Origin of the sequence: Paenibacillus sp. FSL H8-0034 (assembly GCF_038000305.1) — a bacterium.
Classification (GTDB): Bacteria; Bacillota; Bacilli; order Paenibacillales; family NBRC-103111; genus Paenibacillus_S.
Window position 1 is genome coordinate 4,218,798 of the sequence record NZ_JBBOBS010000001.1, and the last position, 22,152, is coordinate 4,240,949.

At 47.3% G+C, this 22,152-nt stretch carries 17 protein-coding genes; 14 read left to right on the forward strand and 3 right to left on the reverse strand.

From position 1 onward, the window contains the following. The first annotated feature begins 38 nt into the window (after positions 1 to 38). On the forward strand, positions 39 to 3,449 hold the full coding sequence (locus NST47_RS19090) for an Ig-like domain-containing protein (RefSeq protein WP_341156524.1): 3,411 nt from the start codon (positions 39 to 41) through the stop codon (positions 3,447 to 3,449). 216 nt (positions 3,450 to 3,665) lie between these two features. On the opposite strand, the gene NST47_RS19095 is transcribed toward NST47_RS19090, so the two are convergent. Then, positions 3,666 to 4,688: an anthranilate phosphoribosyltransferase gene (locus NST47_RS19095; protein WP_341156525.1), complete on the reverse strand. Its 1,023-nt coding sequence runs from the start codon at positions 4,686 to 4,688 to the stop codon at positions 3,666 to 3,668. Then, positions 4,685 to 5,311 (reverse strand): ANTAR domain-containing response regulator, encoded by a 627-nt coding sequence (locus NST47_RS19100; RefSeq protein ID WP_341156526.1) that lies wholly within the window; start codon positions 5,309 to 5,311, stop codon positions 4,685 to 4,687. Before NST47_RS19100 ends, NST47_RS19095 begins: the two co-directional genes overlap by 4 nt. A gap of 305 nt (positions 5,312 to 5,616) precedes the next feature. On the opposite strand from NST47_RS19100, the gene nirB reads away from it, so the two are divergent. The 12 genes from nirB to NST47_RS19160 all read left to right on the forward strand — a co-directional run bounded on the left by nirB (position 5,617) and on the right by NST47_RS19160 (position 19,290). Next, entirely contained in the window at positions 5,617 to 8,061 is a 2,445-nt protein-coding gene (gene nirB / locus NST47_RS19105; protein ID WP_341156527.1) for a nitrite reductase large subunit NirB, read from the forward strand. A 33-nt stretch (positions 8,062 to 8,094) separates the two neighbouring features. Continuing rightward, positions 8,095 to 8,406 (forward strand): nitrite reductase small subunit NirD, encoded by a 312-nt coding sequence (nirD, locus tag NST47_RS19110; protein WP_076228844.1) that lies wholly within the window; start codon positions 8,095 to 8,097, stop codon positions 8,404 to 8,406. A 19-nt stretch (positions 8,407 to 8,425) separates the two neighbouring features. After that, complete coding sequence (locus NST47_RS19115) at positions 8,426 to 9,283, forward strand: formate/nitrite transporter family protein (protein WP_341156528.1); 858 nt, start codon at positions 8,426 to 8,428, stop codon at positions 9,281 to 9,283. Continuing rightward, positions 9,280 to 10,047 (forward strand): uroporphyrinogen-III C-methyltransferase, encoded by a 768-nt coding sequence (cobA, locus tag NST47_RS19120; protein WP_341156529.1) that lies wholly within the window; start codon positions 9,280 to 9,282, stop codon positions 10,045 to 10,047. The genes NST47_RS19115 and cobA overlap by 4 nt, the downstream gene beginning before the upstream one ends. 294 nt (positions 10,048 to 10,341) lie before the next feature. After that, positions 10,342 to 10,467: a hypothetical protein gene (locus NST47_RS19125; RefSeq protein WP_341156530.1), complete on the forward strand. Its 126-nt coding sequence runs from the start codon at positions 10,342 to 10,344 to the stop codon at positions 10,465 to 10,467. A gap of 59 nt (positions 10,468 to 10,526) precedes the next feature. Then, a complete protein-coding gene (locus NST47_RS19130; RefSeq protein ID WP_341156531.1) occupies positions 10,527 to 12,569 on the forward strand; it encodes a hypothetical protein in 2,043 nt (680 codons plus the stop codon). Positions 12,570 to 12,625: 56 nt separating this feature from the next. Then, positions 12,626 to 13,147, forward strand: a complete 522-nt coding sequence (locus NST47_RS19135) for a hypothetical protein (RefSeq protein WP_341156532.1) — start codon at positions 12,626 to 12,628, stop codon at positions 13,145 to 13,147. Positions 13,148 to 13,576: 429 nt separating this feature from the next. Then, positions 13,577 to 14,152, forward strand: coding sequence for a hypothetical protein (locus tag NST47_RS19140; RefSeq protein ID WP_341156533.1), 576 nt, complete (start codon positions 13,577 to 13,579; stop codon positions 14,150 to 14,152). 85 nt (positions 14,153 to 14,237) lie between these two features. Next, positions 14,238 to 15,119 (forward strand): polysaccharide deacetylase family protein, encoded by an 882-nt coding sequence (locus NST47_RS19145; protein WP_341156534.1) that lies wholly within the window; start codon positions 14,238 to 14,240, stop codon positions 15,117 to 15,119. A 147-nt stretch (positions 15,120 to 15,266) separates the two neighbouring features. Then, positions 15,267 to 16,721, forward strand: coding sequence for a serine hydrolase domain-containing protein (locus tag NST47_RS19150; protein ID WP_341156535.1), 1,455 nt, complete (start codon positions 15,267 to 15,269; stop codon positions 16,719 to 16,721). Between the two features lie 512 nt (positions 16,722 to 17,233). After that, on the forward strand, positions 17,234 to 18,679 hold the full coding sequence (locus NST47_RS19155) for an FAD-dependent oxidoreductase (protein WP_341156536.1): 1,446 nt from the start codon (positions 17,234 to 17,236) through the stop codon (positions 18,677 to 18,679). Positions 18,680 to 18,693: 14 nt separating this feature from the next. After that, positions 18,694 to 19,290 (forward strand): TetR/AcrR family transcriptional regulator, encoded by a 597-nt coding sequence (locus NST47_RS19160; protein WP_341156537.1) that lies wholly within the window; start codon positions 18,694 to 18,696, stop codon positions 19,288 to 19,290. 132 nt (positions 19,291 to 19,422) lie between these two features. On the opposite strand, the gene NST47_RS19165 is transcribed toward NST47_RS19160, so the two are convergent. Then, the gene (locus NST47_RS19165) at positions 19,423 to 20,259 is read right to left on the reverse strand and encodes a helix-turn-helix transcriptional regulator (RefSeq protein ID WP_341156538.1); all 837 of its coding nucleotides are present in this window, start codon (positions 20,257 to 20,259) and stop codon (positions 19,423 to 19,425) included. A gap of 149 nt (positions 20,260 to 20,408) precedes the next feature. On the opposite strand from NST47_RS19165, the gene NST47_RS19170 reads away from it, so the two are divergent. After that, positions 20,409 to 21,791, forward strand: coding sequence for an MFS transporter (locus tag NST47_RS19170; RefSeq protein ID WP_341156539.1), 1,383 nt, complete (start codon positions 20,409 to 20,411; stop codon positions 21,789 to 21,791). The last annotated feature ends 361 nt before the right edge of the window (positions 21,792 to 22,152 follow it).

Consider the following 22,152-nt stretch of genomic DNA (forward strand, 5'->3'; position numbering starts at 1 on the left):
TGATCGTGGATATATCCAAAAGAAGGAGGAGTTATTTGATGAATCTTTCGTTAAAAAAACGTTTGTGTAAGTTTCTAGTTTTTTGCATGATGTTGGTTTATGTTCCTCTAGGGATGGCAGCTCCGGCTGCAGCCTATGGAAATGGAGTACTGCTGAACACCGGATTCGAGAGTGCTAATGGTACGAGTACTTTGATTTTTGATGGGTGGAGACTGGACTCTACCGGATCAAAAGCTGCGAACGGTACTCCAGCAGGTTCAAGCTATGCTCGCTCGGGGAATAATGCTTTAAAGGTTACGGCGGGCTCCGGCAGTCAAAAAACGCCTGCTCAGCAATATATTTCTGTTATTCCCGGACAGACCTATCAAATATCCTATTATATGAACGTAACCCTTAATACGAATACTGCATCCTCTACGGGAATGACTGCCAGATTCTACGACAAGGCCAACCCGGATAACTTTAGCAATACCGGTGCTGTACAGGTCGGCGCGGATGTAAATGTTGGTGGCGTAACAGGTACAACTACATCCGGCTACACCCTGTTTCAGAAAAGCTTCACGGTTCCTGCCAATGCAAACTATATGCGGGTTTATGTGTTTTCTATAAGCTCAGTTAGCGGCAGCATGATTGCTTACATTGATGATATCAGTTTAGTTCAAACTGCAGGCACGGCTCCTGTAGCTGTCACGGGTGTTAGTCTTAACAAGACAGCTACAACCTTAGAGAAGGCAGCAACAGAAACCCTCACGGCAGCAGTTGCTCCTGCCGGGGCGCCACAGGCAGTCAAGTGGACCAGCAGCAATGCCAATGTAGCTACAGTTGATATAAACAATGGCTTGGTAACAGCAGTTAATACAGGTACCGCGACCATCACAGCGACTTCTACGACTGTCACCCCGTCTAGTGTTACGAACGCAGTGTACACGGCGTCCAGCACCGTTACTGTAATGGCTGGGATGCCTGCTCCCGTTTATGGTCTAACCTTAACCCCGTCTTTTCAATCTGCCAGTGTCTACATAGCTGGTGGGAGGGATGATTTAATCCGCCATCTGTACTATAGGAAGACTGGGGATTCTGTATGGAAAGAGGCGTTAGAGCCGATTTATATTCCGGGTAAGGAAATTTTTTCGGGAAGTATAGTAAGGCTTGAAGAAGACACAGCCTATGAAGTGAAATCGGATGTATTCTATGGAGGTACATTGGTGAAATCAGAGACAGGAAGCTTCCGGACATGGACTTCCAATCCTGCCATTGCACAGACCATTTCCTTGTCCAGCTTATATACGAGTGGCGGTTTGACCATAGACGGTATAACAGGAACCGATACCGGCTGGATTAAGATTGTCAATGACACGGGACTGACTATCGATGCCGGGGAACTAACCAATCATGCTGTAACGGTTACAAATTCGGTTTATACGATACTGGATGGCTTTATAGTTAAAGGTGGAAAGAAGAACGGCATATTTATGAACAATACCGTTCACGACGTTAGAATTAGTAATGCTGATATTTCCGGTTGGGGACGGATTGCTGTCGATACCGTAACTACCCCTGAACAGATTGCTTTTATTAATAAGAGTGATGTTGGATATGGAACTCCTATAGATGCCGAAGGGAACATGCTGGAGGGCGATGCAGGCTTCAGAATCGAAGATTCGAAGAATATAGTCGTAGAAAGAAGTTACGTGCATGAACCGAGAGGATACGCAAATCCATGGACGGGCATCAATTCAGACGGGCAACCCTTCAGCAATTCCCATCCGCAGGGACCCGAGGCGATGTATCTCCGAAGTGCAGGCGGGATGGTAGTTCGGTATAACGACTTTAGCGGGACGGATGAATACCACCGGTTCAATGATGTTATCAGCGGGTATTTTAATAACCAGGAAAGCGGTGGTTTTTATAAAGATGCGGACGTTTACGGCAATTTCTTCGGGTACTCCAATGATGATAGTATTGAATTGGACGGAGGGCAGTCCAATATCAGGGTTTTTGACAACCGATTCGAAATGAGCTACGCGGGCATGAGTTTCGCGCCGAACATGGTAGGACCAAGCTATGCTTTCAAGAATGTGCTTTACAATATGAATGACTATAGACGTACGGGAACCGGCGCAGTAGTCAAATTAGGCGGCAACAACAGCACGGTGTATAAGGGACAAACGTGGTTTTTCAATAATACCATCTATGCGGTTCCCAAAGCTATTGTAGGCAGCAGCACGCCCAAGAACTGGTATGGTGGCACCAGAAATAACCTGATTGTTGTAATGAGAAATCTGATCAATGGTTCCTCCTATTTCTATAATATTGAAGATAATAGCCCGTCAGTAAATCCCGCTACGAATTTCGATTATGATGCTCTCGGTCGCAGCGCTGCTGCAGATGGTGCTGGACAAATTGTTGCAAACCCTGGTGCCGAAGCACATGGGCTGTTCAAAATAGGGAAGATGACCAATCCCGATGCAGGTGTATTTACACTGACAGCTTCCGGTATTGATGCTGCAAAGGAAGTCAATGTAATGGATAAGGGAACGGTAGTGAATAACTTTGCCGATACTTTCACGGGCAGCACTCCGGATATCGGTGCCTTTGAACAAGGGGAGAGCAGCCTGTTTCCGAAGCGGCCTATCCCGTTCCAGGCAGACAAATATCTGGTCAGCATACCTGAAGCAATTGACACAGCAACTTTCACAATCTCTACAGGTGCTTTAACGGGAACAGGAAATTACACGATTAGACACAACGCAGAAGAGGATTGGTACACAGTTTCACCTTCTTCTGGAACGTTTGGAAGCCACGATAGCATAACTTTTACTATCCAGGTTGACAGGACGAAGGCATCCTTTAATAGAGCTGCAGAGTATTCCACTTTATTTGTAAGGTTGTCTAATGGGTATACTGTACCTATAACTGTGAAAGCAGAAAATTCTGTGACGATTCTTCAAGTAGGAGAGAACATAGAGTTGGAATCTTCAAAGGCTTTCCCGAATACAGCAAATCTCAATGCTGACTGGAAATCAAGCAGTGCAGCTGTAACCATTCCTATGGAGACTACAACAACCTATAAGAATGTACCTTCAGTATCCATAACTGGTGTATATGCAGGTAGCTCTACCATAACAGCAAACAGTGCTGTAAATGGAGTAAACCAAGCGGAGTACAGAGTCCGTGTACCCTCGAGACTGGGGGATTTGCAGGTAAACGGACAAACGATAGAAGGGTTTGATTCTAATACCTACAGCTATCATGTAGTCTTGCCGGTAGGTGCGGCTGTTCCGACGGTTACAGCTGCAGCCATGGATGCGAGCACTGCATCACCCTCGACTGTTACGTATGCTTTACCATCTAGTATACCGGGTACTGCTAGAGTCACGACAACCTCTGCGGATGGAACAACTAGCAATTCCTATACCATTCAATTTACTCAAGTGATACCGGATTAACGACTATCTTAGGGTTGGGAGAGACTCCAGTACTAATAAGGATGAGCATAATGCTCATCCTTATTAGTATGCAAGCCCTGCATGGGCGTTTCTTTACGGTGAAATTCTGGGAATGGGGCTGGCAAGCACCTACCATTAGCCAAGAGCAAGAGGGGGGTCTTAACCTAAAAATAGTCATTCACTTAATGAAGCATATAACAAAACTGATATCGCGGCCTAGACTAAGGAGAGCATGGCCTTCCACTTGAAGTAAACATTCCAAGCTTCGCCTGATTCCAGGTGAGCCTTGCAAGTATATAGGCCTTCCTCGACAGATTCAACCCTGTCAGCCAGATGGAGCCTGTATGCAGCGTTCAATAGTACCTGATGGGTGAAGCCGATATGTGCGTCACCGTGAAGAACAGATTCAGTCACCCGAAGCTGCTCGGCAGCGTTCCAAGTCGTTTCGGGAAGGGGAGAATCAAGCCCCAGGTTCTCCGGATTGACGACATGAAGGGAAGCGTGCCCGTTCTCCACCATATAGGTGCGAGTCGGTCGATCGATGAACAGGTCCTCCGAGCCCTCGGTACCTTGGACGATAAGAGACTTGCGGTATTTCAATTGAGTCGTGAGCCGAGATAACCGATCAAATACAGTGTTGTGGTAAACGCCAAATACCAGGTAAGGGGAGCAGCTGTAATCGATTAATTTCTCAGCGGTATTCAATACAGTCCTCATTCCGAGCTGTTCCCTGATCGGGCGCAATTCTTTTAGTGGAGGGCACCATTCTTCTGCAGGGACATACAATACTCCGGTTTCTTTAGCAGCTGCAACTATTTCCGCGCGTGTTCGTTCATTTATGGTTATTCCTGCCTTCAGAAGAATGTCATGCAGTGTCACTCCCCACTTGGGGGGGAGTGAGGCGGTACCATGAAGCGTCACCGGTAACCCGGCTGCAGCGAGTAGAAACGAAACGGCAAATGTGGCAAAAAATGATTTATTACGTCCATCATAGGGTCCGGTGCAATCGATGCCTTCCTGGATCGGTTCGCGGTAAGCGGCTTCACGGCATACTTTCACAAAGGCTTCCAGTTCCTCCACGCTTTCCATCTTAATGCGCTCCGCCATGAAGAAGGCGCCAATCTGGGCTGGAGTTGCCCGAAGGTTGATGATTTGTTCTGCGGCTTCTAGAGATTCCTCATATGTCAAATCGCGGGCTCCGCGTTTGCCACGTCCAACTTCCTTCAAATATGTGATCATTTAGGCTTCGCCCTGCTTTCTTTGCCCACTTGGAGCAATTGATAGACTTTCACGATGGACGTAGCGACGTCGACCAATCTCTTGCGTTCATTCATCGCTTGTTTACGAAGGATGTCATAAGCCTCCGATTCAGTGATGGATTTAATCTCACACAAAATACTCTTAGCCATATCGATCCATTTACGTTCCTCGATACGGCTGAGCAGCTGCTCCCGCTCATTGTACCATTGCTGGCGTTCAACGAATTGCTTGGAACTGAAGTGAAGTGCCCAATGGAGCTCATACCCTTTCATAAAAGGGGTAAGCATTCCATCCAGCATCACGTCATCCTCGCAAGCTTCCAAGGACTGGGAGGCAGAACGTTCATCACACCACCAGATTAAAGGCAGACCCTTAAGCTGCATAAGAAAGGTGCTCCAAGGTTTAACCTCATCCATTGACAACTGTAATACGGCCGCATCCGCATCGATAATGAGCTGCTTAGCCTGTTCTTGGTCGCAGGTACAGGTAACGATATAACCATTGGAGCGTAGAATGCGTTCGGGGGAAAGCGAATCTGATACGGGGAAGAACGTTCCTTCTTGGGCCAATTTTTGGTTATGAATAACCAACACTGAACGCATGAATGATTCCCCATTTCATTGATTTCGATAGCCAAAACTTTATTTGTTATATATCCTCACATAAATATATAACACAGATTTAATTATATTGTCTATTGCTTAGTTTTCGAAAAAATGTGTTATGTATATTGACATCGAAATAAGTCCGTAGTATATTCGAATTAACAATTTAATATTCGGGGTACAATGAGGTACCCCTTTAAGCGGCAATGGAGCCTGCTATCGTCTTTCACGGATTATTTATCGTGGAACGAAGCGGGCTTTTGTGTTTTTTTAATGGAATTTCGAGAGGAGAAGATGATGGTATGGAAGGAACTAACAAGAAGAAGCTGGTGCTGGTCGGGAACGGAATGGCGGGTGTAAGGGCGATTGAGCATCTGCTTAAGCTAGCTCCGGATGCTTATGAAATCACGATTTTTGGAGCAGAGCCGCACCCTAATTATAACCGGATTATGCTGTCCTCGGTTCTTGCAGGTGGTGCTGATCTCCAGGAAATCGTTATTAATGATTGGGATTGGTACAAGGATAATAACATACAATTATTTGCCGGTCATCGAGTGACACACATTGATTCGATTCATAAACGTGTCGTCTCCGATCAAGGCATAACGGTCTCCTATGACGTGTTGATCCTGGCAATGGGTTCGAATCCTTTCATGCTTCCTCTGCCGGGGGCGGACAAGGAGGGAGTTATTGCCTTTCGAGACATCAAGGACTGCGAAATCATGATGGATTCCTCTCGTAAATATAAAAAAGCAGTCGTCATTGGCGGCGGTCTGTTGGGTCTTGAAGCGGCACGAGGCTTGCTGCATCTTGGAATGGATGTATCCGTTGTCCACATTCACCCCTATCTCATGGAAAGGCAGCTGGATAAAACAGCGGCGAAGATGCTGCAGGCGGAGCTGGAGCAGCAAGGGATGAAATTTCTGCTGTCGAAAAACTCCGATTCGATTGTTGGGAGGAAAAGGGTTACAGCGCTCAGGTTCACGGACGGTAGCAAGATTGATGCTGACCTTGTCGTAATGGCGGTAGGTATCCGTCCGAATGTGGAGCTGGCTAAGGCTTCCGGCATTGAAATCAACCGTGGAATCGTCGTTAATGATTGGCTGGAAACGAGTATCCCGGATATCTATGCTATCGGAGAATGCGCAGAACACCGTGGAATCGCGTATGGTCTCGTGGCACCGCTCTATGAGCAGGGTGCAGTGCTTGCCAAGAAATTGGGAGGAGTCGAGACTATAGGTTATGCGGGCTCTGTGACCTCCACGAAACTGAAGGTTTCAGGCGTGGATGTATTCTCCGCAGGAAGATACGAGGAACCGGCAGGCTCGCGGTCCTTACGTTACCAGGATGAGCTAGACGGCGTCTACAAGAAAATCGTACTCCAGAACGATAAGCTGATTGGGGCTGTACTGTTCGGAGATACCCAGGATGGAGCAAAGCTCTTCTCCATGATCAAGAATGGAGAAATTGTAGCGGGACGCGAAAAGGAGCTGCTGCTTGGCGGTTCCATTGGTGGAGGTGTGGCCTCATCATCGGATAGCAGACTTAAAGATATGACAGAGGACGAGATCATCTGCGGGTGTAACGGTGTATCCAAAGGCACAATAGCAGATGCGGTCATTGCCAAAGGCTGCAGGAGCGTTGGTGAAATCAAATCGTGCACGAAGGCATCTGCCTCCTGCGGGGGGTGTAAGCCATTAGTTGAAGGCTTGCTGAGAATGTACGCTGGTGATGAGGCTGGCGAACAGGTGAAGGAAGGGATTTGCGGCTGTACCTCACTGACAAGAGATGAGATTGTTGCTGAGATTAAACGAATGGAAATGATGACGATCAAGGAAGTCATGCATGTGCTCGATTGGCGGAATCCCGAAGGATGCGCGAAGTGCCGCCCGTCACTTAACTATTACCTGGGCATGCTGTGGCCCGAAGCGTATGCAGATGAGAAAGAGTCGCGATTTACGAATGAAAGATACCATGCAAATATTCAAAAGGACGGTACTTATTCGGTTGTTCCAAGAATATACGGGGGAGTCACATCTCCGTCAGAGTTAAAGAAAATCGCCGAGGTCGCAGAGAAATACGATGTTCCAATGGTAAAGTTCACAGGTGGACAGAGGCTGGATCTGCTGGGTGTGAAGAAAGAGGATCTTCCAAGAATGTGGGAAGAGCTGGATATGCCCTCAGGGCATGCATACGGTAAGACACTTCGCACCGTTAAGACGTGCGTCGGGTCCACGTTCTGCAGGTTCGGCACGCAGGATTCCATCGCCATGGGGATCAGGCTGGAGAAGGAGCTTGAACGGCTGAATACACCTGCGAAGGTTAAGCTTGCGGTTTCCGGATGTCCGAGGAACTGTGCGGAGGCCACAATCAAGGATTTTGGAGTTGTTGCCATCGATGGTGGCTGGGAGCTGCATGTTGGCGGTAACGGAGGGGTTCATGTCCGAGCGACGGAGCTGTTGTGCGTGGTCAAGACGGAGGATGAAGTTAGTGAATGGGCTGGTGCCTTCTTGCAATATTATCGGGAGAATGCGCAGTGGAACGAGCGTACCTCCAATTGGATCGAGCGGGTCGGACTGGAAACGGTCAAACGCGCGCTTGAGAAGCCAGAGGATCGAGCGCTGCTCAGCGAACGGATTAAGAAGGCACTCAGCATGACCACCGATCCTTGGAAGCAGATCGTAAACGAAGATTCCCTACGCAAAAACTTTGAACCACTCAAGCAGGTACAACCCCTAATAGACTAACACCAAGCAGACTAGGAAAGGTGGAGAAATCGTATGTCTAAATATTTAATTGGCCAGTTGTCTGACATTGATCCAAAAGGCTCGCGCACGATAGTGGTACACAATCTGGAAATTGCATTGTTCCGCCTATCAGATGGTGAAATATTCGCAGTCGAAAACAAGTGTCCGCATAAAGGAGGGGCTTTATCTGAAGGGATGGTATGCGGAGGAAAGGTCCACTGTCCTTTGCACGACTGGAAGATTGATTTGCAAACAGGGAATGTACACGAACCTGATGATGGCTGCGTGAACACTTACGAAGTTGAGGTTGATCGAACCAATGGCTCCATATATGTAACTATTTAGATGAGGGAGGATGACAGATATGGATTATATCAAACCTGGGCAAGTCGTTAACCAAATGGTGGAGGTAGGGAAGACTAAAGCCGAGATGAGCGTCATGAACATGTTCATCCGCGGTGTATTGGCGGGGGCGATTCTGGCGTGTGCCACGACGTTGGCATTCACGGCAACGCTGCAGACCAATCTTGGCATAGTGGGCGCACTCGTATTTCCAGTAGGATTCGTCATCATTGTATTATTGGGCCTGGAGCTTGTCACAGGGAGTTTTGCTTTTATTCCCTTATCCGTAATCAAGAAGCAGACAACGGTCGGCAAGATGTTGAAAAATTATACGTGGGTTATTGCAGGCCACTTGGTCGGATGTGCGATCTATGCTGCCTTATACGGGCTTACGGTGTCTAAGATGGGAACCGACATGGCGAGTCCCCTTGCTCAATTGCTGATCAAAACAGCTGAAACGAAAACGATCGCCTACAAGGATATGGGAATGAACGGTATGATGCTTGTGTTCATCAAGGCCATTTTATGTAATTGGATGGTAACGCTTGGAGCGGTTATGGCGCAGACATCAAGCTCTACGGTAGGTAAGATTGTGGCAATGTGGCTGCCTATTCTCATTTTCTTCGGGCAGGGCTTCGAGCATGCAGTTGTTAATATGTTCGTCATCCCCGCTGGCATGATGCTGGGGGCGAAGGTCAGCATGGGAGATTGGTGGATATGGAATCAATTTCCTGTACTGATTGGGAATTTTATAGGCGGTGCTTTGTTTACGGGACTTCTCTTATACTTGTCGCAGAAGGGCTACAAGACGTCATTAGGTAACACGATAGAGATGAATCAACCCCGACGGGATACAGCCGTTGCCGAGAAAATCGTATGAAGACGGGTACTGTGTATATTGTTGGTGCCGGCCCTGGGGATCCCGAGTTAATTACTGTGAAAGCTTTGCGTCTTATTAAGGAAGCAGATGTTATCCTCTATGATCGCCTTGTTAGCGAGCAATTGCTTGCTGTAGCCAAGCCGGAGAGTCAACTCGTTTACTGTGGCAAATCACCAGGGGCACATACGATGTCCCAAGAGCAAATTCATCGCAAGCTTGTTGAATATGCTATGCAGGGAAAGAATGTCGTTCGCCTGAAAGGAGGGGACCCCTTCATCTTTGGACGGGGAGGGGAGGAAGCGCTGGCCTTGGCAGAGCGCGGCATACCTTATGAAGTGGTACCGGGTATCACATCGGCATTGGGGGCGGCATCGGCAGCCGAAATTCCCTTAACCCATCGGGGGATGAGTTCTTCTGTAGCCTTCGTAACCGGCAGTCGCTGCTCAAGTCCGGAAACGCGAATTCGTTGGGATTTGCTCGCGCATAGTGTCGATACGTTGGTTATTTATATGGGTATCGCCCAATTGGAACAAATTCGTACAGAATTGTTGATGCACGGTAAAGATGCGGATACGCCCACAGCAATAGTCGAGAACGGATCGACGGAACTGCAGAGAACGGTTACGGGGACACTTGGGCTTATTCATAAACAAGCAGTGGCAATGAAGATCAAGAACCCTGCACTTATCATTATCGGAGCGTCCGTTAAGGTTCGAGAACAATTAAATCTGCTTGTGATGGACGCAATCCACCAAGCCGGATAGCACCCGTTTCGCAGACGATAAGAGCGGAGGCAATAAAATCAAAAGCCGATGAAACACGTATTATGTAAAAAAACTGACAATATAAATCCATCAGATAAACGTTTAAACATAGTTTGATAACATCGCCCGAAAAAGGCGGTGTTTTTTATTTGAATATAGCCACTTTCATCGATCGCATGGAAATGTTTATATAATGTCTGGCATGAATATCAAGAAATCACAGTTTCGTGCTTGGAATCACCACAGGTCCTGACAATATAAAATGGGATGGCACTCATGATTCAGAGTCGGTGAATGGGATTCACGATATGGGTGCGTTCATCCAACCGGTCCTTGTATTGGACGCAGCACGGACTGCCAAACAAGGACAAAACGGGCATGACAGCGGAATATGAGGAAATTGGTGCCATGTGGTTCTAGACGATTACCACTTACTTCCTATAGAATAATAGCTATAATAGTGTAAAGGAGTTATTTGAATGCAAGATGGATCAAGACCCCTTACTAGACGCAGAACCCCAGGAGGCTCCCATACACAGCAGGGGAACCAAGGTATCCCATCATCTCAAGCCTCGTTAGGTGTTTTTAGTATAAATTCTGCTACAGGCATTAATCAATTGCAGCGCTCTATAGGAAATCGGGCTGTCGGCAGAATGCTGGCAAATCAGATGATCCAACGCAATACATCCAGTTCGACGATTACACCTATCGCAGATCCAAAGCTCCCGGCAATTTTGCCTAATTCAAAGGCAGTTGCTATGAAGTCATTAATGGGTGCACATATGCGTGATTATGAAAAGCATACCGATCCTTCAACTTACAACGAGAAATTTAATGTATCCGAAGATAAGCCGATAGGTTCTAAAATTTCCTTTCGCGGCGAATTTGAAGTTTATGAAGTAACCGATGAAACAGGTTTATGGAAATTGGCGAAATTCGAGGGTAAGCACGGTTTTGTACGTATTAACAAGGTTGGTCCTATTCGAGGACTTTCAGGTGCGAGGGACAAGCTGGCGGAGACAAGGGCACAGCAGGCACTGAATCCGCCTCAGAATGTTCCTGCACCCGAGGACGATCGTAATGCCATTGATGATGGTCTGGAAAATATTGGACAAACTACAGAGCTGTTAGGGACAGGTCAAGGCGGTGTAAAAGAATCTTATGATATGCGTGCCGATGCTTTAGATGGTGTAGAAGGGCAGGAGGCTGCAAAGGAGAGCTTAGAGCTGGAAAGTGCCAAGGTCGGCATGGCGACTGCTCCTGGAGAGACGCTGCTCGCCGGGATTAACGGAATCGTAGCGATGAAGAAAATAATTGACACGGCCAGGGATAGCGACATGTCGAAGACTGAGAAAGGCTTCGACATTACGGAAGCTGTAATGGATACAGGCAAATCCTTGCAAAAGGGCGTAGAGAGTACCTCAGGCTTTGCAGATAATATCGGCAAGCTTTCTGGAAGCACTGTCAAGGGCGCTGAAGCGGTTAGCGACTGGTCGGGTTCTGTTGGTGAAGCGATATCTGCCATCAAGAGCTCGTTTAGTCTAGTCAGAAATATTTATGATATCTTCAGCAAAACGTTTAGCAGTGAGGGCATTAGCGCGGATGAGGTGGTTACCGCCAGTCTGGATGTCCTTAGCAATGGCCTTCAAGCTGCCCAGTCAGCAGTCAAGACCGTCAAGGCGATCCTCGATATCATCAAAGTTGGGGCAGCAGGACTTGCACAGGCGATTCCGGGCTTGGGAATTGCGATCAGTGGCATCATGATCACAATCAAGGTATACAAGATGATTAAATCATCAATTGCAACTTATCGAATGACCAAAGCCAAGCGAGAATTTAAGGACAAATATAGCAGTAAAGAATATGTTGGAGCTCAGCAATATACGTTATTTGGCAGGAATCTTTGGAAGTCCTTTAATCCTGGAACAGATTCTGGCAAGCTGCAGACACGTAAGCAGGAATTAATAGCAAAGGGAACGGCCGCCACCGAACCTGAGAAGATAGAGTTACAAGATATTCAGGAATACGAGGTTGCCAAAGAAATTAAATATATCAACCAAAAGCGGTTGGCAAGAGCAGGTTTGCAAATAGGGCTGGAAATGACCAATATTGCTGGGGATATTGCTACTTTGAGTGGGGTCGGATCCCAGGTTGGAGTGCCCCTCAAAGCAGTGGCTGCTGGCGCTGGCATTACCATGAGCTTAGGGCGCAAAGCCAAGCAGATAGGTAGGGACCGTGCTGCCAAGCCTGGGGCATGGAAGCTTACCAAAATGGTGTTTAATGAAGGAAAGTCCTCCACACTCAAGCATCAAAAAAGAGTCGAACAAACTAATCTCATTCTGGAGATGATTACTAATCTTCCTGAGTATAAGCCAAGCGATGCTGACATCAAAAAGCAATATAAACGCGTAGAGAATTTTATTTCAGGATGCGGTGTGAATCCTCTTGAATTGTACAGGCTTAATGGAAATATAGACAAACAGCGCGCGTTGCTGATCAAAAGCATGAAGAGCCGTGAGTAAATCGTACATAAGTTGTGAATATATTAATTATATGCTTAGAAGCAGGGGGACATAAAGTGAATGCGAATAAACAGGCAAGAGATTTGGCTGAGCTTGGCTTTTTGCAGCAATATTTCAAGGAAGCTGGACTGGGGTCCGATATCATCGAACCTTCGGAGACAATATCCATTGGAACCCTGCTAGTTCCTTTAACCAAGGACAGCCAGCAGCGAGATCGCTATTTAATCTTCAACTTCGTACCTTCCTTGGCTCATGAGGGTATCGAACATATTCGGCTCCTGCAAATGTACACGCAAATTCCAGTTAGCTGGGAAAATAAGAGCCTTGAAAAGCTAGAGAAGCTGCTGCTGGCGATCAACAGCCATTTGGCAATTGGCCATTACAGTATTCGCGGGAACCAAGAACTTTATTACCGATATGTGTGGTGTACGCCGAGCAGCCATTTGGTGCCTAAAGAACAAATATTGGAAATTACCGATTTGTTCATTATGATGCTGGATACATTCGGCGGAATGATCGATAGTGTCATATCCGGACAAGCAGAGCTATCCGCTGTGCTAGCTTTTCTCGAACAATAAGCATAATAGTCAAAAGATATCTGTTCAACCATGACATTACCATCTGCTTCAAAAATGGAAATGCAACCGGTTTTGTCAAGGCATTATACTGAAAAAAGAGCATGCTAAAGAATCTTCCTGACGAGTATGGGAAGGTTTTTCATTTGGATAAGAACTATGGTATCTAAGTCTTCACCTCCGGACAAGATTACCGTCGCCTTCTGGTGCGCTTGCCACGAAGGACAGCGGTGCTCTGCAGAGTACCTTCTCGACCCAGGAGCTGATCTGGATTTCGGCTTGGGATGGATTGACCCTACGCTATTCGTCAGTTTAATGTGGCGATGTATTCGTGATTAGAATTCCATATTGTACCAATTCGGTTGGTGTGCTACAATTTTCTGGTGTTATTTTGCTGAAATATTAAAAAGAGGTAATAGGGAAGGTATGTCGATGTCTAATTTTAATCCTCAATTAACACAATACAGCTCGGAAGAGATTACGGAAGGATCCTATGACAGACCCGCCGGCGTTAGTATATTTGCTGTGTTGTTCACGTTGGGCGGCGCGGTGAGTTTTATCGTGAACTTATTTATCCCGGGACTGATGGCGGGAGTCGAGGTGTTCTCCCCTTTCTTAAAAGCACTTCTTGTTGCTACGTTATATTTTCTCAGCGTGATCAGTATTGCAGCGGGAATCGGCACTTGGAAAGGCAAAAAGTGGGGATGGTGGCTCGCTCTGTTTTATTTTGCCTACACTATCCTTGGGGGATTGAACCAGCTGATTTCTTATCCAGGTCTTGCTGAAGCCTACGGTACAGTGAAGGGAATGGGAGCTTCCTATTATGCAAAAGTGATTGTCAAAATCGTGCTCAACGGACTTGTCCTTGCTTACTATTTCAGGGAAAGCGTAGTCAGTTATTTTCATGTGGAATCTGTGGCGAAGCTGAAAGCTCTTGGCATCGTATTTGGCATCGGCATAGCTATTTTCGCTGTCTGCACGCTAATGCAGTTGGTTGCAGTCCGGTGACCAAGGAACGTATTGCATTGAATCTAAGCTCAGTTTTTGATTCATTGCAATCATAAGTAAAATAGATACTCAGGTGGGATAGAGAATGAAATTGTATAGCGCAACGTTTTCGACTAGATTAGGGATAGTTTGTCTAACGATCCCGCTCCTTCTATCAGGATGTCAATCTCCTCTCTCAGACTCAACAAGTGTAAGTTCCGACATTAAAGTGCAAGCAAACGATCAAAGGGTTACAACAGCAGTACCAACATTGGAGGTTAAACCTCCGCCAGAGGAAGATATACCCATTCTCCCCCCTGATAAGATTGTTGACAACCAGTTAAGCCCAGAGGTCGGGAAGCCGAAGGAAGAAGCGAATGTTCCTGATGTATCAAAACCACAAAATGTCTCCACTCTGAAACCAATTTATACGGTTGATAAGGGCGGGATAGCGATCACAATTGATGATGGACCTACACGGTATACTAAGGAGCTATTAAAAGTTCTCCGTGAAAATGATGCCAAGGTAACCTTTTTCTTTCTAGGACAAAACGCGGCTTCTTACCCCCAATCAGTGACCGAGGCCGTATATGACGGTAATGAAATAGGCTATCATTCTAATTCTCACCCCAAAATGACGAACATGACGTACACTGAACAAAAAAGTGAATACGAACTTGGGTTAAAAAAGCTTCAGAAATTGGTTGCCAAGCCTATTAGACTTTTTCGCCCGCCGTATGGGGCGTATAATAATGATACAAAGCTCGTTACAGAAGAGTATACAATGAAAATGATACTCTGGAATGAGGATCCTCAGGATTGGTCCACAACTAATTCTGCTGAAGTGGTCAAGCATGTGTTGGCCCAGGTACAATCCGGGGGAATTATTGTGATGCACGATCATCCCTCAACGATTGCTGCTTTGCCTGACATCATCAAGGGAATTAAGTCCAAGGGGATGAAGCTGGTAACGATTCCTTCAGACTAGTACAGGATAGAAACGATAAAAAAGCGATTACTCGAATGGACATCGTCACAGCCGACTAACATGCAAAAGGAATTTGAAGAAAAGGAAGGGATTTCCTTGCGAGTTGCGAATTACAATAGTAATCCCAACCCAAAGGAGTGTTTTTTCATGTCTCAATCGAATCTTTTACCGCGATGCCATCCTGAAGCAGTCGGTATTTCATCATCTGCGGTGACCGCCTTTTTGGGGGCGGCGGATAGCGGCGATCACGGCCTGCACAGCTTTATGCTGATGCGCCACGGCAAGGTTGCGGCAGAAGCCTGGTGGTCGCCTTACGGTCCCGACCTGCAGCATATGATGTATTCCTTAAGCAAAAGCTTCACCTCGACGGCTGTAGGGCTGTCCGTATCTGAAGGGCTGCTTTCGGCCGATGATTATGTTGTTTCTTTTTTTCCAGAGAAAAACCGGATTGACGATGCCAACCTGAGCAAAATGCGTGTAAGGCACCTGCTTTCCATGTCGACTGGACATGAGAAGGATACGACCGGCTCACTGCGCGAACAGAAGGACGGGGATTGGGTGCAGGCGTTTCTGGAGCTGCCAGTCGAGCGAGAGCCGGGCACTCATTTCCTCTACAACAGCGGCGCCAGCTACATGCTATCTGCCATTGTGCAGAAGCTTACAGGCCAAACGGTGCACGAGTACTTGCAGCCGCGTCTGTTCGAGCCCCTCGGCATATCCGGCACGACTTGGGAAACCTGCCCACGCGGCATGAGCGCAGGCGGCTGGGGATTGACCCTAAAAACCGAGGATATTATCCGGTTCGGCCAGTTGTATTTGCAAAAAGGACTGTGGAACGGCCAGCAGATATTGCCCGAAGCCTGGATCGACGAAGCGACATGTTTCCAGGTGTCCAACGCGGGTACCAGCCAAAATATCGATTGGCAGCAAGGCTACGGATATCAATTTTGGCGGTGTCGGCATGACGCATACAGGGGCGATGGGGCATTCGGCCAGTTTTGCGTAGTGCTGCCCGAGCAAAATGCCGTAGTCGCCATGACCTCGGGTACGAGAAACATGCAGAATGTCCTCAATCTCGTCTGGGAGCATCTGCTGCCGTCGATGGTGGACGGTCCACTGCCTGCGGATGAGCAGGCACAGGCAGCCTTGGCTGATAAAGCCAGTGCTATTGCGTATTCTCCACTAAGCTCCGATATCCGGTCGCCTTTGGCGGAGCAAGTATCGGGCAGCCGCTTTGGATTTCCTGTGAATGAGCGGGATATTCAGGCTGCGGCATTTGATTTTAACGCGGATGAATGCGTTATCACGCTGTGGAACGAACAGGGTCAAACCCGGGTTCGTTGTGGGCTCGGCCATTGGGTGAAAATGGACACGAATCCGACCCGTCAACCGTCCCGAATGGTGGCCAGCGGAAAGTGGCAAAGCGATGATACGTTCGTGATGAACTGGAGATATGTGGAAACCCCGTACTCCGATACGTTGACCTGTAAGTTTGAGAGCGGCAAGCTAACGGTGCTGATCGACCCGTACGTCAAATTTGGCATGACGACAGAGCCTATCGTTTTGGAAAGCAATAAAATGGACAGACAATTGGAAATCTGATTAATAGTGCCTTTTTAGACAATTTTTCAACCTCTTTAGGGGGCTTGGAGGTTGTCTTTTTTTCTGTATAGAAGCAAGCGGTACGGAAAAAGCTCCCCTGAAATGTCAAAATGATTATTACATTCCCTACAGATAAATTGTTAAAGCACTTTTTGTGAAATCGATTCCTCGTCGAGTTGAAAAAGATACATATAACAATGAGAGTTAAATGATTCCCCCTTTTTCCATTGTAAACACGAGCTTAAGTTTCTCAACTTGTGCAAGGGGTACTGTAATATCTTGAGCCTCTTGCTCATCTTTCACTTGAAAAGCAGCCAAGAGCTTATTGTCTCCAAAAACTTGAAGGATACCGACTTCACCATCTTGATTCTTACTAATGATCCCCTTGGATCTGAGACAATGCTTTACTTAGTCCTGTTAAAAATAGGAATATTACTTATTGACATACGGAAAAAAATCGCCTATTCTATTATTGACTGAATGAATCAATCAAAAATAAAGGAGCGAATCCTATGAAGCATAGACAAAAAGAAGGCAAGACCATCGTGATCGGTGGCAGCATCACAGGTTTAATGACGGCAAGGGTCCTCTCGTCATATTACGAAGAGGTAATCCTTATCGACAAGGACGAATTTCCGGATCATCCCGCAGATCGGAATGGCGCTCCGCATGGCTTTCATCCCCATAGGTTCACACAACGTGGTAAAATGATTACGGAGCAGCTTTTTCCTGGCTATGAGGAAGAACTGGTGGCCCTTGGTTCACCAAGTTCACTAAATAAAACCGTTCATATGATGAATCAATATGGAACGGTAGCCGGACCTTACCAACGGAACGATATCAAGTTCAGCCGTGCTGTACTGGAGTGGGTCATTCGTGGACGTGTCAAGCAGATTCCGAATATACGGCTGCTAGTGGAGCATGATGTTATTGGGCTTCATACAACTCCGGATCAAAGGGCTGTTACAGGCGTCCAAGTCCGTGGGCGGGAAACAGGCATGAAAAGCGAGTTCTTGGCTGATCTTGTTGTGGATGCCAGTGGCCGCGCCTCCAAACTGACGCAATGGTTGAAGGAGTTTGGATACGACGTACCTCGCCCTGATCGGATGAAGGCAGCTATCGGATACAGTACACGACGGTATAACGTACCTGAACATTTGAAGCACCTGACCGAGAAATGGGATGTGATCAACATCATGGGCCAACCGGTTAAGGGAACGTTTACGGGTGTATTTTCCTTTATAGAGAATCAAGTGGCTGAGATGCTGCTGTATCGTCCTGGCGGACACTATCCACCAACGAATGCGGAAGATTTTGAACAGGAGGTCGCTCGGCTTCCTACCCCCATGATTGCAGAAATCCTGTGTGAGCTCGAACCGATCGGCGCGCCGAAGGGTTTTCGCGTACCCGAACTATACCGTCACCACTATGAGCAAATGGAAAGATGGCCGGACGGATTGCTAGTGTTGGGCGACGCATTCTGTATCTATGACCCGATTTTTGGTCAAGGAATGACGGTTGCTGCCATAGAAGTGGATTTGCTGAACACCTTGTTGCAGGAGCGACAGAACAACCCTGAGCCACATTTTGAGCAAAAGGTGCTCCGCAGGATTCAAGAAGAGGCCATTACTCCTGCCTGGTGGTTAAATTGTGCGGCGGATTTGCAGTGGGATGGCGTCGAATATGAGGCTGGCACAGAACCGCTCAAGGGAATTGCTTTTGGGAGCAGGTATATGAATTTGATCCTGAAAGAGGGGAGTGCGAATCTTAATTTCAAACTATTCGGTTTGTACTGGGGCGTTAACTCGTTAGCATTACCGTTGCATGAGCTGTTTAATCCACAGATGGTCAAGTCGGTGCTTGAGGCATCGGAGGAAGGACAGCAACTACTTGCAGACCTGCTGAAGGAATACGAGCTGCCGTTAGAAGAAGCATTGACTAAATTGATTCCAAGTTAGGAGTGAAAAATATAGTGTCTCCGTTAAATGAAGAACAACAGCATCAGATTCGAGATGAACGCAGGGAGCAAATTATGGGCGCTGCGCTTAAAGTTTTTGCAAGGCGGGGGATTATTGGGACGAAAATGAGCATGATTGCCGCTGAGGCCGGGATTAGTCATGGGCTGCTTTATCATTACTTTGCGTCGAAAGAAGAGCTTTTCACAACACTGGTTGAAAGAGCAATGATTGCCTCGGATGAGGCTATACATAGTGTTTATGAGTTGCCGGGCACACCGATCGATAAAATCAGAGCGTTAACGCTAGACATGTTAGATGAAGGTGGGACGGATTACTTTCTGCTGATCCATCAGGCGAGAACATCAGATGGAGTGCCTGAGAAGGTGGTGGAGTTGATGAAGCGTTACTCCATGGACAAATACGTCAAGCAACTACAGGATTTATTCCGGGAAGGCCAGGAGGTCGGTGAACTTGTGGATGGCGATTTGGACGAAATGATTTCGTCTTACCTATCGGTTCTCTCCGGTCTGATGGTGCTTAATGTGCAGAAAATTGGGGGCTACCAGCGTCCGAGAGTTGACGTACTGCTGAGGATGATTGCTCCTTTATAGGGAAGAGTGGCATAGCCATTAAGGGCTGTTTACAAGTAGATAAATATACTTGTAAACAGCCTTTTGTGCTAACGGGTATAAACCGTATACTTACGCAATCAACACGAACAAGTGCTGATTGCGCAATAACAATTACTCTAGTAGAAGCTTACTCAGCTTGGAGAGCGTATCATCATTTGATGGTAGATTGATCGTGACTGTAAGGTGGGAAGAATCCGTTACAAGAAACGAAATCTGATCAAATACAAGCAGACCGGCTGTTGGGTGATGATTGATTTTCTTACCTTCGGGACCATTCAGAACATCGTGCTTCGGCCACCAGGCTCTAAATTCAGGGCTTGCTCGATTCAGTTCCTCGATGAGCTCCATCCACCAAGGATCACCGGCGAATTTTCCGTAGCTGGCTCGAAATTGAGCCAATCGGTGCTGGGCATGAGTTTCCCAGTTTTCCTGAAGCAATAACCGTACATACGGCGAAATGAACGTCCGCCAGACCGTATTTCGTTCGCGTGTCGACATACTCTCATAGTTCCCGTAAATTATGCTTGCAGCCCTGTTCCATGCAACAATATTCAGTCGCTGATCGGTAACATAGGCCGGACTCGTCCCTTGTAGGTCGAGGAAGCTTTGAAGTGTCTGACTAATGATATTTTCGACTGGTGTCAGATCAGCAGGCAGTTGCTGTAGGGCCAGCATAAATAAATGTTTCCGTTCATTGGAATCGAGCTGGAGAGCCCGTGCAATGCTGTCTAGCACTTGGGTGGATACATGAATATCTCGAGCTTGCTCCAGCCAGGTGTACCAGTCCACACTGACGCCCGAGAGTTGCGCTACTTCCCCGCGTCTAAGTCCCGGCGTGCGGCGACGGCCTCCATTAGGCAGACCCGCTTGCTCGGGTGAAATCCGGGCGCGGCGCGTCTTCAAAAACTGCGCCAGCTCATCAAGCCTCGTATGGTTGGATTGTTCCATTAACTCGCTCTGCCCCCTTATATGACTCCTATCGTCGGAGAATTACTCCTATGATAAATCCTCATCTTATTCTAGGATAAAATTTATTATACACTTTCCTTAAGACGAAATGGCGAATACTTAAATATTGCAATGGAAGGGGAATTACTATGGAAAAAACATTACAATTACAGTCCAACAGTACCGGCAGGCTGGCCAAAGCGCTGTTGCTTCTCGGACTTTCGCTCGGTTACTTTATGGTACTCCTGGATATGACGGTGGTGAGCGTCGCGCTGCCGGCGATTCGTGACGAGTTGGGCGGAGGGATATCCGGCCTTCAATGGGTGGTCAACGCCTATACGATCGTATTTGCCGGTTTACTTCTATCAATGGGCGTGTTTGCTGACAAGCTTGGGGCCAAACGCGTTTATGCGGGCGGTTTGGCGATATTTCTTGCAGCTTCGGCCATATCGGCAGCCGTTTCAACGCTCGGTGCGCTTATCGGCTTACGTGCAATACTCGGCATAGGTGGTGCAGCTCTAATGCCAGCCTCACTTGCCCTGCTTGCCCATGCTTATCCTGGATCGGCTGAACGTGCCCGGGCGCTTGGTATTTGGGCGGCGGTTACCGGTGTAGCAATGGCGGCAGGACCTGTTGTCGGAGGGTTATTGGTGGACTCGTTCGGTTGGCGCAGCATCTTCCTTCTTAACGTGCCGCTTGCGGGGATTAGTTTGATTATGACTTTCCTGTTCGTCAGGGAAACGGAACGTAAGCCGTGGCAAAGCTTTGACTTGGGGGGGCAAATCACGGCCATTGCAGCCATTGCTGCAGTTTCGTTTGGACTGATGGAGGGGGAAACGTACGGATGGGATTCCCCCATTATTTTGGCGGCATTTAGTCTGGCTCTGTTGGGAGCCATCCTGTTTTTGATTGTTGAAGCGAAAGGCAAGACACCGTTGCTTCCCTTAAGGCTATTTAGGAATGCGACGGTATCGGCCGGAATGGCTGCCGGGATGGCGATTAATATCGGCCTGTCGGGGATTCTATTTGTACTGCCCTTGTTTTTCCAACAAATACGCGGATTATCGGCTCACATAGCCGGACTCGCGCTCCTTCCAATGATGATTCCATTGGCCTTCAATCCAATTCTGACCGGTCGAATTGTGGCCAGAATCGGAGCGCGGATACCGATGACTGTCGGCTTTAGTCTTGGAGCAGTGGGCACACTGCTGCAAGTGTGGACAGAAGTGAACACGACCTATGCTATTACGCTGATTGGGTTGCTGCTGATCGGTTTCGGAGCATCCTTTACGATTCCCTCGTTGATGGCGGCCGTAATCTCTTCCGTCCCGAAGGAACAGACCGGTGCGATTTCTGGCGCTCTCAATTCAAGCCGCCAGCTAGGCGCGACGCTGGGGGTCGCCATCCTCGGCTCGATTCTGAGTGGCAGCAAATCGTTTATGGCCGGCATGCATATATCGCTTATCGTAACAGCTGTTATTTTGTTCGGTGGCGGTTTGCTATCGTTCGCATTTATCGGAAGAAAACAATAACGGTACTAAAACTCAGCTTACATCTTGTCAAATTACAACTCATACTTCCACAACATCGCTAAATGATTAATATTACCAATAAGCTCAAACGTCGAAAGGACAGCCGAATTAGTTTCGGCTGTCCTTTTCTAATCATTAGCATGACCTAAACTTCTTTCAACGACTTATCAGTGTCGGTTTTAAGCACCATAATCAAAATAATGATGGTCGTAGTCATAATACGATGGTTGTATTTATTCGAATTTGATCCTCGACTCGCTGTATTGATCGTATGGTGGAAAGCCCTTGGGCTGATGAACTTAAATAATATATGGTACAATAAATTGATTTCCCTAAACTTGACTACGGTGGTGAACCCATG

What these genes read in the sequence shown, in the direction of transcription:
- NST47_RS19170 (WP_341156539.1), top strand. Translation starts at nt 20,409, where the DNA reads ATGGAAAAAACATTACAATTACAGTCCAACAGTACCGGCAGGCTGGCC.
- cobA (WP_341156529.1), top strand. Translation starts at nt 9,280, where the DNA reads ATGAAGACGGGTACTGTGTATATTGTTGGTGCCGGCCCTGGGGATCCC.
- nirD (WP_076228844.1), top strand. Translation starts at nt 8,095, where the DNA reads ATGTCTAAATATTTAATTGGCCAGTTGTCTGACATTGATCCAAAAGGC.
- NST47_RS19125 (WP_341156530.1), top strand. Translation starts at nt 10,342, where the DNA reads ATGGGATTCACGATATGGGTGCGTTCATCCAACCGGTCCTTGTATTGG.
- NST47_RS19155 (WP_341156536.1), top strand. Translation starts at nt 17,234, where the DNA reads ATGAAGCATAGACAAAAAGAAGGCAAGACCATCGTGATCGGTGGCAGC.
- NST47_RS19165 (WP_341156538.1), bottom strand. Translation starts at nt 20,259, where the DNA reads ATGGAACAATCCAACCATACGAGGCTTGATGAGCTGGCGCAGTTTTTG.
- NST47_RS19095 (WP_341156525.1), bottom strand. Translation starts at nt 4,688, where the DNA reads ATGATCACATATTTGAAGGAAGTTGGACGTGGCAAACGCGGAGCCCGC.
- nirB (WP_341156527.1), top strand. Translation starts at nt 5,617, where the DNA reads ATGGAAGGAACTAACAAGAAGAAGCTGGTGCTGGTCGGGAACGGAATG.
- NST47_RS19150 (WP_341156535.1), top strand. Translation starts at nt 15,267, where the DNA reads ATGTCTCAATCGAATCTTTTACCGCGATGCCATCCTGAAGCAGTCGGT.
- NST47_RS19130 (WP_341156531.1), top strand. Translation starts at nt 10,527, where the DNA reads ATGCAAGATGGATCAAGACCCCTTACTAGACGCAGAACCCCAGGAGGC.
- NST47_RS19090 (WP_341156524.1), top strand. Translation starts at nt 39, where the DNA reads ATGAATCTTTCGTTAAAAAAACGTTTGTGTAAGTTTCTAGTTTTTTGC.
- NST47_RS19140 (WP_341156533.1), top strand. Translation starts at nt 13,577, where the DNA reads ATGTCTAATTTTAATCCTCAATTAACACAATACAGCTCGGAAGAGATT.
- NST47_RS19145 (WP_341156534.1), top strand. Translation starts at nt 14,238, where the DNA reads ATGAAATTGTATAGCGCAACGTTTTCGACTAGATTAGGGATAGTTTGT.
- NST47_RS19115 (WP_341156528.1), top strand. Translation starts at nt 8,426, where the DNA reads ATGGATTATATCAAACCTGGGCAAGTCGTTAACCAAATGGTGGAGGTA.
- NST47_RS19100 (WP_341156526.1), bottom strand. Translation starts at nt 5,311, where the DNA reads ATGCGTTCAGTGTTGGTTATTCATAACCAAAAATTGGCCCAAGAAGGA.